Source organism: Oleidesulfovibrio vietnamensis (genome assembly GCF_055388115.1).
Genome location: NZ_AP042419.1, coordinates 833,864 through 847,345, shown reverse-complemented (window position 1 = coordinate 847,345; position 13,482 = coordinate 833,864). Strand labels below are relative to the sequence as shown.

The 13,482-nt window shown below is 59.2% G+C and carries 10 protein-coding genes; 2 read left to right on the top strand and 8 right to left on the bottom strand.

Translation table 11 applies throughout. The annotated features are described in order from the left end of the window. Positions 1-155: 155 nt before the first annotated feature. Together ACZ5D1_RS03535 and ACZ5D1_RS03530 are read right to left on the bottom strand one after the other, a co-directional pair. Positions 156-677 (bottom strand): cyclic nucleotide-binding domain-containing protein, encoded by a 522-nt coding sequence (locus tag ACZ5D1_RS03535; protein ID WP_011366805.1) that lies wholly within the window; start codon positions 675-677, stop codon positions 156-158. Continuing rightward, on the bottom strand, positions 652-3,156 hold the full coding sequence (locus tag ACZ5D1_RS03530) for an ABC transporter transmembrane domain-containing protein (protein ID WP_464555932.1): 2,505 nt from the start codon (positions 3,154-3,156) through the stop codon (positions 652-654). The genes ACZ5D1_RS03535 and ACZ5D1_RS03530 overlap by 26 nt, the downstream gene beginning before the upstream one ends. Positions 3,157-3,322: 166 nt before the next feature. Here ACZ5D1_RS03530 and ACZ5D1_RS03525 point away from each other — a divergent pair, with 166 nt between their 5' ends. Both ACZ5D1_RS03525 and ACZ5D1_RS03520 read left to right on the top strand, forming a co-directional pair. Next, positions 3,323-5,989 carry a SpoIIE family protein phosphatase gene (locus ACZ5D1_RS03525; RefSeq protein ID WP_464555931.1) on the top strand — a complete coding sequence of 889 codons (2,667 nt, stop codon included), beginning with the start codon at positions 3,323-3,325 and terminating at the stop codon, positions 5,987-5,989. After that, positions 5,986-6,318, top strand: coding sequence for an STAS domain-containing protein (locus ACZ5D1_RS03520; protein ID WP_011366802.1), 333 nt, complete (start codon positions 5,986-5,988; stop codon positions 6,316-6,318). The genes ACZ5D1_RS03525 and ACZ5D1_RS03520 overlap by 4 nt, the downstream gene beginning before the upstream one ends. Positions 6,319-6,576: 258 nt before the next feature. Here ACZ5D1_RS03520 and ACZ5D1_RS03515 read toward each other — a convergent pair whose 3' ends face one another. The 6 genes from ACZ5D1_RS03515 to ACZ5D1_RS03490 all read right to left on the bottom strand — a co-directional run bounded on the left by ACZ5D1_RS03515 (position 6,577) and on the right by ACZ5D1_RS03490 (position 13,431). After that, a complete protein-coding gene (locus tag ACZ5D1_RS03515; RefSeq protein ID WP_081701776.1) occupies positions 6,577-7,350 on the bottom strand; it encodes a molybdopterin-guanine dinucleotide biosynthesis protein MobB in 774 nt (257 codons plus the stop codon). Positions 7,351-7,631: 281 nt separating this feature from the next. After that, positions 7,632-8,345 (bottom strand): 4Fe-4S dicluster domain-containing protein, encoded by a 714-nt coding sequence (locus tag ACZ5D1_RS03510; RefSeq protein WP_011366800.1) that lies wholly within the window; start codon positions 8,343-8,345, stop codon positions 7,632-7,634. Positions 8,346-8,357: 12 nt separating this feature from the next. Next, entirely contained in the window at positions 8,358-11,378 is a 3,021-nt protein-coding gene (gene fdnG, locus ACZ5D1_RS03505; RefSeq protein ID WP_464556517.1) for a formate dehydrogenase-N subunit alpha, read from the bottom strand. 25 nt (positions 11,379-11,403) lie between these two features. Beyond that, on the bottom strand, positions 11,404-11,631 hold the full coding sequence (locus ACZ5D1_RS03500) for a hypothetical protein (RefSeq protein ID WP_148204107.1): 228 nt from the start codon (positions 11,629-11,631) through the stop codon (positions 11,404-11,406). Between the two features lie 213 nt (positions 11,632-11,844). Continuing rightward, positions 11,845-12,768 carry a transposase gene (locus ACZ5D1_RS03495; RefSeq protein ID WP_011366797.1) on the bottom strand — a complete coding sequence of 308 codons (924 nt, stop codon included), beginning with the start codon at positions 12,766-12,768 and terminating at the stop codon, positions 11,845-11,847. Between the two features lie 57 nt (positions 12,769-12,825). Then, on the bottom strand, positions 12,826-13,431 hold the full coding sequence (locus ACZ5D1_RS03490; RefSeq protein ID WP_464555929.1) for a TlpA disulfide reductase family protein: 606 nt from the start codon (positions 13,429-13,431) through the stop codon (positions 12,826-12,828). Positions 13,432-13,482: the final 51 nt, after the last annotated feature.

Below are 13,482 nucleotides of genomic sequence, written 5' to 3'. Positions count from 1 at the left end.
CAACCCCTGAACAGGTGTCGCGCTTATATTCACTTATTCAGAAAATTCTTTTTTTCACAATTAAATGGCAGAGAAATAGAAAAGACAAAAAAGGAGCATGTTATGTAACAATTTAAAAGAACAGTCTTTTTTTATAAAACTTTTTTTTCTGTCCGTCAGATAAGGCTCACGCCCACCTTGGGTGTGTGCTCTCCGCAGCACTCGGTTTCTTCCAGCAGGGCTTCTTCCCAGTTTACCACGGCATGGCACAATGCCTGCAAAAAACGTGAAGCCACTTCCGGAGAACTCTGCATGTCCACCAGCAGTTTTTTGCGCGGCAAAACCAGACATACCGCAGGTTCCAGCGCACGCAGCGAAAAAAGTCTGCGCGTTTCAGCCAGCAGCGCCAGCGAACCCAGAAATTCGCCGCTGCCGTACCGCCTGCACGGCAACACCCCGCTGTCTGTTTCGCGCACGGCCTCCAGCGTGCCGCTGACCACCAGATACGCCCTGCTGTCACGCTCGTTCTGCCTGAAAAGATACTCACCTTCCTGAAAACGAATCCGCTCGCACAGATAGGCGTAGGCACGGAGGAAATCCAGCGGCAGTTCGCTGAAAACAGGTATGGCGCGCAGCATTTCCACATCTGCATCGTATTCGCAGCAGGCGGCATCAGCCTGCCCTGTGTACAAGACCATACAACGCCCCTTTGCGTTCCATCAGTTCATCCCACGATCCCAGCTCGACAATGCGGCCGGCCCTGAGCACCGCTATGCGGTCGTATCCTCTGAGCGTATCAAGCCGGTGCACCACAGATATGACAGTGCTGCGGCCTTTCCATTTACGCTCCAGCAGGTTCTGGATACGCGCCTGAGACGCATTGTCCAGAGCCGAAGTGGCCTCATCCAGCACAAGTATCGGCGGTTCCTTGAGAAAGGCACGGGCCAGCGCCACCTTCTGCTGCTGCCCGCCTGAAAGCCTGTCACCCATGCTGCCCACGCGGAAATCAAGCCCCACGCGCAGCATCTGTTCCAGCACGCCTTCCACAATCAGCAGCTGCATGACCCGCTGATAGATGCGTTCCTCCGCTCCGGCGCTGTCCGATTTCACGTGACCGTATACTATGTTGTCCAGCACAGACTGGCCGAAAAGGTAGCTTTCGCAGCAATAGAATGCCACGGGCGGCGACGGCAGTGCCTCAAGGGCTTCGCGGAGAACACGGCGGAACGACGGCACCACCTGCAGGATATGTCCGGGCAGCGGAACAATTTTATGCCGCGCGGGCAGATACCCCAGCGCCACGCGCAGCAGCGCCTTCACATCGGCCTCACTCTGGGCGGAGAGCGGCCTGTCAGCACGTACGTCGCGCAACCGCCGCACCAGCTGGGCAGCCTCGTCAAAGTATTCCTGCGGCACGGGGCTTTTTGCAAAAAGTTCCGCATCGGCACCGGCTGATCCGATAATGCCCACAGTGCGCACGATAAGATCGTGCCCGAGCCGCAGCAACGGCTCGGTAAGCCCCGCCTCGTCAAGCAGCCTGCGGAATATTCTGTTGCCCGCCAGTTCACCGCCCTGCCATGAGGGAAAAAGCGGTGTGCCGAAGAGCAGATTCTCGGCCATGGTGGCGTACATCATGTACCTGCTCTCATCAAAACGCTCTATATCATGCGTCAGCCCGGCCCCGTGCAGTTCTTCAAACCGTGCCCGCCCGCGGATGATGCCGTCGCGGAACTGCTGCTCCGCATGGCTGTCCAGCACGGCCCGCAGGCTGAACCGCAACACATCGGCAAACAGCCCCACCTGCTGCAGCACCTCTATGACGTTGTCCAGATCGGGCATATGCCCCTGCGGCACCTGCTGCGCCTGCAGCGCCTCGCACCCGTAGACAAGATTTTCGTATATGGTGCCGTCAAAGATAAACGGCTGCTGGGCCACCACCCCCATGTTGGCCATCACATCCAGCCGGGTCAGGTCTTTCACTTCATGGCCGTCCAGCCGCACACTGCCTGCCGTGTACCTGTAGTGCTGCGTCACCAGCCGTGCCAGTGTTGATTTGCCGCTGCCGGAAAAACCCACCAGAGCCACATGCTCGCCCGCTGCGATATCCAGCGAGATGCCGTCAACCAGACGGATGTTGCCCCCCACATCGTACACCGCATCGCGTATGACTATATCGCCGGTCAGCGCAAAGGGAGGCCTGTCCTGCGGGGCCGCCGCCACCTCCGGCTCGTAGTCAAAATAATCCATCACCTGCCTGTAGCGTACCTGCGTATCCTGCCACAGCTGATAAAATTCCATGAGTTCCTTCCATGGGTCGTACACCTTTTCATACGCTGAAAGAAACGCCACCAGCGCCCCGAGATCGAAACGCCCGTTGATGGCCAGATAGCCCCCCACGAGAAACAGAATGAACGGTCCCAGCGACTGAAAGAAATTATTGACAAATTTAATGCCGAATTTAAGTGCATGAAGACGGAAAGCCAGACGGAACAATCCTTCAAGCGCCGTGCCGAAGCGCCTTCCCTCCAGCGGGACGGAAGCATTGCCGTGCACTTCGCTGATGCCCGATACAGATTCGCCCACCTTGCCGCTTATGTCGCGCACTGCCGCGGTTCTCTGGCGGTTGGTCGTATTATACTTGCGCTGCAGCCACGGTATGAACAGCATCTCCACGGGGTATACAGCAATGCTCAGTCCGGCCAGCAGCGGGTTAAGCCAGAACATATACCCCGCAAAACCGATGAATGTAAGAATGTTCACCACCGGAGCAGAAACGGCGCTGCCGGCAAACGCCGCCATGGACTCAAGCTCTGTCATGACGCTTGAGATGACCAGACCGGGTGATGTTCTGCGGAAAAAAGGCAGAGGCAGAGAAAGAATGTGTTCGTAAAGCCGCCGGCGCAGCCGCACAAGCGTACGGTTGCCTATCCAGCCCTGCAGCAGATTGATGACGTATTTCAATGCGCCGGCGCTGACCACGGCGGCTATATACAGCCCGCAATAGTACAGCAGCGCCTCAAAATCACGCATGCCGATGGCCTGATTGATGATGCGCTTCTGCATTTCCAGCGGCAGAATGCGGGTGACCACCGTCACCAGAATAACCGCCACAAGCAGGGCCTGAAGTCTGGCGTTCCCCTTGAACACCCAGTAATACAGAGAGCGTTTGGTGACCATGGCTACCTGCAGTCCGGACGCGGCCGGAGCATGAGAGTGCAACGACACAGGATGCCAGCATAACCGCACTTTCTAAATCTTCCAAGGGCTGCTATAAAAAACGATGCGCCGGACGTCCCGCCTGCGCCTGCGGGATGCAACCCCGAGACTCTTTTCCGGAGCCGTCATGAATATCCGCTGGAAATTTTTCTTTGTCCTGCTGGGGGCCAGTGTTGTGCCCCTGCTTGTGGTTAGCATACTTGTGGCCGTGCTGGCAGATAACATAGAACGCAATGTCATACGCGAAACACGCGCCGAACTGACAGAACGTGCCAGCACCGCCATGCTCAATATGGCGCGGAACTACGCCACCGGCATGATGCAGGACATCCAGTCGCTCAGCGTCATCGCATACACCCTCAAACGCGAAGCCGAACGGCTGGCCGCCGTTCCCGCTCCGGCCGCGGCCGCCGCGGCCGCCGCGGCCGATGACACCGCGGTGCTCTTTTCTTCTGACTTCAACCCTGAGCTGCCGTTTCCTCCGGACCTTAAAGAATTTGCTTCGTACACCGGCAAACCGCGCGGTATGATGATGCAGACTGCCAGCGGACTGGTAAGCTTCGGCAGCATGTCGTTTCATGTGCCGGGCGGCAACCCCGATGCACGGCAGAAACAGCGTGCCGCCCGTCTGGCCGGTCTGCTGCCCGTGCTGCGTGACGTGCGCGGTGTGTTCGGCGATTATATCTACCGTATGTTCGTGGGACTGGAGGACGGCCTGAGCGGTACATACCCCGGACTGGGCGAAATACCGCCGGCCTATGATCCCCGCGAACGCCCGTGGTACCGGGCCGCCGTCGAACGCGACGATATCACATGGACATCCCCCGTGGTCGACGCCGTCACCGGCAGGCTTACTCTGACCATTTCCATTCCTCTGCGCGGTGCGGACGGCAGGCTGCTGGGTGTGGCGGGGCTGGACATACTGATGCAGGAGGGACTGCAGGCTCACTCCGTCATTTCAAGCTGGAGCAAAGACCTGGAGATGATGCTGGTCTACCGCGATCCGGCAGAAGGCGAAAACGCTCCCATCAATGTTGTGGGGCGCACGCTGCGCGACGCGGAAGGCAGGCAGATGTGGCGCATGATGCAGCGCGAAGCGCCTTTTCCCATGCCGGAGGGGCGTACTCTGGACAACCTGCGCAGCCGCATGAGCCACCGGCACGCGGATGTCATGGAGCTGGAGTTCAATGACGAGCCGTCACTGCTGGCCTATGCCCCCATCACCGACCAGCTGACGGTTGTCATCATCACGCCGCGCAGCGTCATACAGGAAGTGCCCGACACCATCAGCAACATGCTGACCGAAAGCGACGAAGCCGTGAATCTTGTGGTCAGCATGTCGCTGATTCTCGTCATGCTGGGAGCGTTTGTCATATCGCTGCTGGCCTCCCGCGCCACCACCAGACCGCTGCTGGACATCGTGCAGGCCGCGCGCCGCCTGTCTCAGGGAGACTGGTCAGTTCATATTCCGGCCCGTCTGGGAGACGAACGTGACGAGGTGATTCAGGCATTCAACGAAATGGGCCCCAAACTGAGCAAACAGATACAAATCCAGCAGGCGCTGGACGTGGCTCATGAAGTACAGTCCAGCCTGCTGCCCGCAGAAGCGCCTGCTTTCGAGGGCTGGGATATTTCCGGCCGCACCCGCTACTGTGACGAAACCGGCGGCGATTATTACGATTATATAACATGGATGGACGGACAGGAGCCTGCGCTTTCCGTAGTGCTGGGTGATGTTTCCGGCCACGGGCTGCCATCTGCCCTGCTCATGGCCACAGGCCGTTCGCTGCTGCGGGGGCAGGCAGACAGTCTGTGCTGCACCGCCCGCCGTGTGGAAAGGGTCAATGCCATTCTTTCCGCCGACGTCAACGGCACAGGACGCTTTATCACCCTTTTCGTGCTGGATATCCGCCAGCGCTCACGGCAGGTGCGCTGGGTGCGCGCAGGGCACGATCCGGCCATGGTATACGATCCGGCGACGGACGTTTTTTCGCTGCTGCAGGGCTGCGGGCTGCCGCTGGGCGTCGTGCCCGATGCGACGTACAACGCAGAAGAAACCACCCTGCCCGAAAACGCCGTTGTGCTGATAGGTACGGACGGGATATGGGAAGCAGTGAATGCAGAAGGTGAAATGTTCGGCAAGGACCGGCTGCAGGAGCTGCTGCGCAGCCACGCCCATCTGTGCGCACACGAGATAAGCAAGGCCGTGCTGGACGCCGTTGACACGTTTTGTCAGGACGCCCCCCGCATGGATGATGTGACGCTGGTTGTCCTCAAACCGCAGCAGCACGGGTGCACGCAGTCCGCCCCCGCGGTGCCTCAGGGCGATACCCCCCCTGAGGAAGCAAGCGTGCATGTGCGGCTGACTTCGGCACTGGATATTCCCGCGCTGGCGGAAGCCGTGCAGACACTGTGCGACAGCACCGCCTGTTCGCGGCGGGTACGCTTTTCCTTTACGCTGGCCGTGGATGAACTGGTGACCAATGTTTTTGAACACGGCGCCGCCGACGGCGTACAGCGCAGGGTCGATGCATGGTTCTGGCTGCAGGACGGTTTTCTGCGGGCACGGCTGGAAGACAACGGCAATCCGTTCAACTGCACCAAAGCCGCTCCGCCCGAACTGAATGTCCCGCTTGAAAAACGTAAAAAGCCCGTAGGCGGGCTGGGCATTCATCTGGTAAAACAGTACATGGATGATTTCCGCTATACACGAAAAAAAGATAACAACATCATAGTGCTGGGAAAACGGCTCGACAACGGGTCAAAGCATGACGATGAAAGGAGCCACGCATGACGCTGACCACCATTACGCACGATAACGTGACGATTCTGGAAATGCGTGAACGGCTGGACGGACAAGGTACGCAGCAGCTGGAAAAAACCGTTGAAGAACTGCTTTCCGCCGGGGCCAGAACCCTGCTCTTTGATTTTCAGGATCTGGACTATATTAACAGCTCGGGCCTGCGTGTGCTGGTGATGGCCTATCAGCGCCTGCACCCGGCAGGCGGAACAGTGACCATATGCTGCGCACGCGACTATATTCAGGAAGTGTTCGAGATATCGGGCTACGACAAGCTGTTCGGCATGTATGAAACCCGTGATGCCGCCCTAGGCTCGCTGTAGGACGCCACGCTTCTGCCACACCGGCGTCAACGTGCTGCCAATATCTGCCGAAATGCTGCCCGATTGCCTTCGGATTGCTTTCGGATACCGGAACAGGCCGGAGACATCAGACACAAAGCGGTCTGCGGAACCGGGCGCATGCCATGTGCGTGCGCCCGTTATCCGGCCTGACCATGCACTGCTGCCGCAGCGGCACTGCCTGCAGGCATGGTCTTGCGCAGTACGCCGCCGGCATGACGGCCAGCGGTCCCTGCGGCATCATCCCTTAATGCGGATTTCCACCGGTCCCGGCGCATAGCCTTTCAACTCGCGCAGCATGCCGCTGATGGCACCGGAAACGATACGCGCCACAAAAGGATTCATGCCCAGCGGCACACCGCCCACCGTAACCGAAAAGTCATCGTCCAGACTTTTGCAGTCGCCGGAATGCGCCTTACCGGCCACAATGCGCCGTGCCAGCCCTGCACAGTCTTCTTCGCCGCAGGCACCGCAGTCCAGTCCCGGAAGGGTAAAACCGCGTTCCACAACCAGCTGTGCCAGCTGCGCCACAGAGTGCGTACCGAAAACGGGTACGGCTTCTGCGGGCAACGCCACCAGACCGGTGTGGTCCCACGCCGCCACGGCCAGCCCCGCGCTCAGTTCCTCCATCTCGGCGGCATCGCGCGGGCAGACTATACGCGGCAGCCAGCCCAGACTTTTGCCCCCTTCCACCAGCAGAACATCGGCTGAAAGCAGCGGAAGCATATCCTGCAGATACCGCTTGCCGCTCCAGAATACCGCAGCCTCGTCAGACCCCAGTCCGGCCACCACACGGCCGGGTTTCATCAGCCGCGAGGTATCCCTGTCGGCCTTGTCCAGCTGATGATGCGTGAACTTGGCAATGGCCACCGTATGTCCGGCAGCTTCCAGCGCGTCGGCCAGCAATCCCGTAAGGGTTGTCTTCCCCGAATTCTTGAATCCCACGATACCGATTGCCTTCATTGATCTTCTCCGTCTTCCGCACGCAAACGCGCACGGAGCATGTGGCGTAATCCGGCCTGTTACTGTGCTTGCAGGTGACCATACATCCCTGCGGCCGCAAATGAAAGATACCGCCCGATGCGCGCCATACGCTCAGCACCGCGCCTGAGCAAAAGGACCGCGCAGTCTTTCCTGCATACCCGCCGCAAACGGCCCGGCGCCCCGCACAGAAAAACGCCGCCTCCGGACGCCCGGCCGGAAGCGGCGGCAGACACGGCGGGCTGTCTGCCCGCCGCCGTGTATATGCAGCGTCTGCCGCACCATCCTGCGGGCGGTGCGGCAGAAGCCGGTTATCAGGTACGTGCCTTGCGGCCCATCAGACGGGCAAACATCTGTTTGCGGTTCATCAGCGAAGGGCCAAGCTCGGCCACAGCCTTGTCAAAGTAGGCCATGGGGTCCTGCTGGAAGAGGTAGATGACACGAACGTCGTCGGGGTCACCCAGCACCGCGTCGGGGTAGCGCCCCTGCACTTCTGCCAGACGGGCCTCGGCCAGTTCGCGCATTTCCTCCTCGTCACCGAAGTTCATGGTACCTGTGGGGCACGAAGTCACACAGGCAGGCTTCATGCCGTTATGCACCCTGTCCAGACACATGTCGCACTTGGACATGACACCGCTTACCTCATCCACACGGGGAATATCGTAAGGGCATGCGGCACGCACTCCTGCGGCATCCACGTTTTTGGTATGGCGGGTAAAAATAACCGCGCCCGTGGTTTCGTCGCGCAGGATGGCCCGCTCGTCATCAATCATTGCCTGATACATGCAGGGCGGTTCAAAGCAGTGACGGCACTGTTCCGGAAAAAACAGCCAGTCAAGTTTGCCGTCCTTTACAACCTCGGTGAACCGTACCAGCCGGTACGATATGAAGCTCAGGTCTCTGGGATTCTGATGCGAACCCCAGTTCACGGTTTCTTCGGCAGGCAGCTTATGCCACTGCTTGCAGGCTATCTGACATCCGCGGCAGGCTGTGCAGCGGGTAAGATCAACAAAGAACGCCTTTCCCATTTTTCAGCCTCCTTACAGCTTGCGGACGTCGACCATGAACGCCTTGGTTTCGGGAATGCCGGTATTGGGGTCGCCCACTGACGGCGTGAGCAGGTTTGCCGCATCACCGCCGTTTTTAGGGGTTATCCAGCCATAATGCCACGGCAGCCCCACAAGGTGGATGTCGTTGCCCTGCACGACAAAGGGCTTGATGCGTTTGGTGACTATGGCCACGCACTCCAGCTGCCCGCGCAGACTGGACACACGCACTTTTTCGCCGCCCTCTATGCCGCGCAGCCGGGCCAGCTCTTCGCTTATCTCCACAAAAAGCTGCGGTTCGGCTTCAATGAGCCAGGGCTGATAACGGGTCATCAGTCCGGTCTGCCAGTGCTCGGTAACGCGGTATGTGGTGCCCACAAAAGGATACCGGGGATCGCACACGGCTGCAGCTTCTCCGGCTATGGTGTACGCCGTGGGGTTGTGCAGCTGCGGCGAGAACGGGTTGTCCTTCACCGGACATTCCAGAGGCTCGTAGTGCTCGGGGAAGGGGCCTTCCTCGCGTCCGGGACCGAATATCTGCCCCGCGCCATGCTTGCGCATGATGAACGGATGCTTTGTTCCGGGTTCCCATCCGCCGTCGGGCACGTCGCCTGTCCAGCCTTTGCCGTTCCACGCGATGACCGCTTTTCCGGGTGCCCACGGGGTGCCCTTGGTATCCACCGATGCACGGTTGTACAGAATGCGGCGGTTGACGGGCCAGCACCACGCCCAGTTGGGATACAGACCGATGTTTGCCTGTTCAGGCGTCTGGGTTTTGTCACGGCGGGCGGCCATGTTGCCCTTGTCCGTGTATGAATTGCAGTACAGCCAGTTCCCCGAACAGGTGGAACCGTCATCCTGCAGAAAGGCAAAGCTGGGCACCTGCTGACCTTTTTTGTAAGTCTTGCCCTTTATGGTCACATCACGCAGGAAGTAACCGTTGATCAGCTTTGCCACCTTATGCGGGTCAAAGACGTGGTCCGTATGCCAGTCGTCCAGATTAAGATGCATGATGGGGTCGGGGAATACGCCGCCTTCCTTGCCGTACAGATGGCGCACCTTTTCCATCAGTTCATATACGATGTCACCGTCAGGCTTGTTGCCGGCGTAGGGCTTGGGCCCTGCATAACGCCACTGCATCCAGCGGCCGGAGTTTGTGACCGAGCCTTCTTTTTCGATGGAGACGGCGCACGGCAGAAAGAATACTTCCGTCTTGATGTCGGAAGGATTCATACCCGGCCCTTTCCAGAACGAACTGGTCTCGTTTTCAAAGATATTGACGTTGACCAGCCAGTCCAGCTTACCCAGTGCTTCGCGGTTTTTATTGGCGTTGGCACCGCCGCAGGCGGGGTTCATGCCCCATGCGAAAAAGCCCTTGAACTGCTCCTTGTGCATCTTTTCAAACATGGACAGCCAGAAGTAGTCTGTCATGGGCTTGTGCGCATCCACCTTGGGCAGCCATTCATACGCGCTGTCCAGCGATGCGGCGGGGTACATGGCCTTGAGCAGGCTGGCCACATACTTGGGCTTGTTCTGCCACCAGTTGGCCGACATGGGGTCTTTGCTGACCGGGGTGTTGGCTTTGTTGTAATCGGCCAGTGTGGGCCAGCCCGATTTGGGCACACCCAGATAACCGGGAATGATGTGCGCAAGCAGACACTGGTCGGTGGAACCCTGCACGTTGGATTCTCCGCGCAGTGCGTTCACCCCGCCGCCGGCCACGCCGATGTTGCCCAGCAGCAGCTGGATAATGGCCATGGCTCTGATATTCTGCACACCCACGGTATGCTGGGTCCAGCCCATGGCATACATGATGGTGCCGGCTTTGTCCTTTTTGCCGGTGGCGGCAAACGCCTTGTACACGGCAAGCAGGTCTTCGCGCGGAGTGCCGGTTATATCAACCACCTTGTCCACGGTGTACCGCTCGTAATGCTCTTTAAGCAGATTAAGCACACAGCGCGGGTGCTGCAGTGTCTTGTCGCGCAGGGGCACGCCGTCGGCATCGGTTTCAAACGCCCACTGCGACTTGTCGTAGTTGCGTTTTTCCGGATTAAACCCGCTGAAGAAGCCGTTTTCAAAGCTGTACTTCTCGCTCACGATATACGAAGCGTTGGTGTACTCGGCCACGTATTCGCGGAAATAGAGATTGTTATCGAGAATGTACTTGATGAGGCCGCCGAGGAAAGGAATATCGGCACCGGACCGGATGGGTGCGTACATGTCGCACCGCGCCGAGGTACGCGTATAGCGGGGGTCCACATGAATCAGCGTGGCGCCCGCGTCTCTGGCCTTAAGCACCCATTTGAAAGAAATGGGGTGGTTTTCGGCAGCGTTGCTGCCCATTATAAGTATGCAGTCACTGTTCTTGAGGTCAATCCAGTGATTGGTCATCGCACCGCGTCCGAACGACTCTGCCAGAGCCGCTACAGTTGCGCTGTGTCAGATACGCGCCTGGTGCTCTATGTACACCAGGCCGAGAGATCTGAGAAAAGACTGGTAAACCCAGCATTCTTCGTTATCGAGCGCCGCGGAACCGGCGGAGGCGATGACGTCGGTTCTGTTAACCTGTTCGCCTTTTTCATTGCGGGTGATAAAAGATTCGTCGCGGGTCTTTTTGATGCGGGCAGCTATGTTTTCCAGTGCCCACTCCCACGATACAGGCTGCCAGTGGTCGCTGTAGGGCGCGCGGTACATGGGGCTTGCGGGGCGGCGGTCGCTTTCTGCCAGCTGCCAGATGGAAGCACCCTTGGCGCACAGGGCTCCTTCGTTGATGGGATGGTCGGGATCGCCCTCTACGTTGATGGCGCGTCCCTGTCCGTCTTTGGAAGTATGGACGATAAGGCCGCAGCCCACCGCACAGTAACAGCACACCGATGTGCTCTGCCGTGCCCATTCAAGCTTGAGCAGCTGTGCCCGCGCCACACCCGGCGAAAGGCTGACCCCCAGCCCCGCAAATGCCGTGGCGGTGGCCGCACCTGCTGCCGCCTTGATAAAAGTTCTCCGTGATACTGTCATCATGCCTCCTTTGTGATGCCGCATGTCATCGCCCTCTGATTTCGCGTCCCAGCCGCACCTGCAGCGCAAATCCGTAAAGATGCCGCGCAACGGGACGCTGCACGCCCGACACACCCCTGCAGCCTGCACCCGAATACACGGGCACCAGCAGACGCGCGCGCAGCCTGACCGGAGCCAGACTGTGCCCGAGTCCCGCAAAGGGAATACCTTCAGCGGGCGGCATCGCGGTTTGCCTTGAACGGGTAATTTCCATGCCGTCACCTTGCCTGTTGCAGAGCATTCCGGCCCACACCGGCACTGCTCCGTTATCCTGTGGGCAAATACTAGCGGCACAGCCCCGCACAATACAAAAAAGCCTGTCTTGTGTGACTTCTGGCACACAGGACAGGCTTCAATGGATGCTAATTCAATATGTTAATAATAGCAGAACAGAATCATACTCACGATCCGGCACCGGCGGACGGTATCAGCCCCGTGACCCCGCCGCATGCCCGCGGGCAGCACCGGCTGCGGTCTCCGCCGCCCCTTCCGGATTCATATCAGGTACAAAATCGCACAGATAGCGCACAAGTACCGGAAAAATATCGCTGTGCCGCATGTTATACCTGAATTCCAGTTCCTTGAGATACAGCGGAAAACGGCGGGGGGTTATACCCTTGAACAGCTTCAGCCGTTTTTCGGCAAATGCCCAGAATCCGGTACCGCATTCCACCGCCACAGGCCTGTCATGCCTGCGCAGATACTCATACGGCAGCGAATCATCGCCGCAGAAAACCAGTGCATCATAGTGCCGGTAGCGGTCAGTCCATATAAGGTTGCCCGCCCGTTCCACTTTCAGATGAAAGCTGTGGTTGAAATGAAAAACTGTTTCGGCCGACATGCCCGATACAAGGTCGATAAACAGCCAGCCGTTACGTTCCAGAATGCCGAACACGGGCACCGTGCCGCGTCCGCCTGAATCAGGGTCACCGGTCAGTTTGCGGTTGCGCAGAAAACTGCCCAGTCCTGTTTCCGGCCCCAGCAGCTGCACGGCGTCTGTGGCATGCGCCAGAATGGCAAAACGCATGGTGGTCACGGCCTTGTATGTGGCGTTATACGACAGCCCGGCCTCCACGGCCATCTGATGCACCGTGGGTTCACGGCTGAAAAGATCGGCCAGACGCAGCCACGTCAGCGGCGAAAGCCCCCCGTTGTTTATCCAGCGGCCGCTGAAGTCCTGAAAAGTATACTTGCACCGCGCACAGCGCGACCGGCCTCCGGCAAGGTCGTACAGACGGCTTTCGCCGCAGCGCGGACAAAACCGGCCGCCGCCCGGCCAGCATTCCCGCAGAACGTACGCCAGCGCGGCATCTTCCGAGCGCAGCAGGTCTTCACGCGATGAAATAGTCATTCCAGTTATCTATACAGAATACGCCACGAAAGCAAACGACGGAGCAACCGCTGCCGGCTACGGCAGTGCCGCGACACGCCGCAGAAACGCCGCCGGTTCTTCCGCGAACATGCCCAGATGCAGCTCGGTGCGCACAAGCCCCTGCGGTGTGCGCCGCACCACATGCATGGCAGGTACGGGCAATCCGCCCAGTCCCGAATACAGTGTCATATCCGGATCTGCAAAAAGCGCGAAAGGAATGGCGTGTTTTTCTCTGAACCTCTCCACCATGTCGGGCCCGTCACCCGCCGCAATGCCTATGAGCAGCACCCTGTCCTTCAACCCCTGCCGTCTGATTTCCCTGTCCAGCGCTGCCAGCCGCGGGGCCTCGGCCTGACACGGGCCGCAGAACCAGCTGTACACATTGACCAGCAGTACATCCGCCGTCGTGTCGCTCAGCCTGAAGGAATGTCCGGGCAGTCCCAGCTGAGCAGCCTGCGGGTGCGGCGGCAGCGTTATGTCCGGAAACGGTTCCGCAGCCCGCACGCCTGCGGCTCCGGCCAGCATACAGCACAGCACGGCGGCCAGCACGCAGCAGCGCACCGCGCCTGTGCGTGCGAAATGAAGAAAAAAAACACCCCTGATGCCGCCGGCCGCCATGCCCGCCTGCGCAAACATTTTCATGCTGTCTCCTCCGGCACCGGCGCACGGGGCACCGGTAAAGAATTTGGCCCG

Bases quoted from the DNA above. Each gene is read 5' to 3' on its own strand.
- ACZ5D1_RS03535 (WP_011366805.1), bottom strand. From the start codon at position 677: ATGGTCTTGTACACAGGGCAGGCTGATGCCGCCTGCTGCGAATACGAT.
- ACZ5D1_RS03530 (WP_464555932.1), bottom strand. From the start codon at position 3,156: ATGGTCACCAAACGCTCTCTGTATTACTGGGTGTTCAAGGGGAACGCC.
- ACZ5D1_RS03525 (WP_464555931.1), top strand. From the start codon at position 3,323: ATGAATATCCGCTGGAAATTTTTCTTTGTCCTGCTGGGGGCCAGTGTT.
- ACZ5D1_RS03520 (WP_011366802.1), top strand. From the start codon at position 5,986: ATGACGCTGACCACCATTACGCACGATAACGTGACGATTCTGGAAATG.
- ACZ5D1_RS03510 (WP_011366800.1), bottom strand. From the start codon at position 8,345: ATGGGAAAGGCGTTCTTTGTTGATCTTACCCGCTGCACAGCCTGCCGC.
- ACZ5D1_RS03500 (WP_148204107.1), bottom strand. From the start codon at position 11,631: ATGGAAATTACCCGTTCAAGGCAAACCGCGATGCCGCCCGCTGAAGGT.
- ACZ5D1_RS03495 (WP_011366797.1), bottom strand. From the start codon at position 12,768: ATGACTATTTCATCGCGTGAAGACCTGCTGCGCTCGGAAGATGCCGCG.
- ACZ5D1_RS03490 (WP_464555929.1), bottom strand. From the start codon at position 13,431: ATGAAAATGTTTGCGCAGGCGGGCATGGCGGCCGGCGGCATCAGGGGT.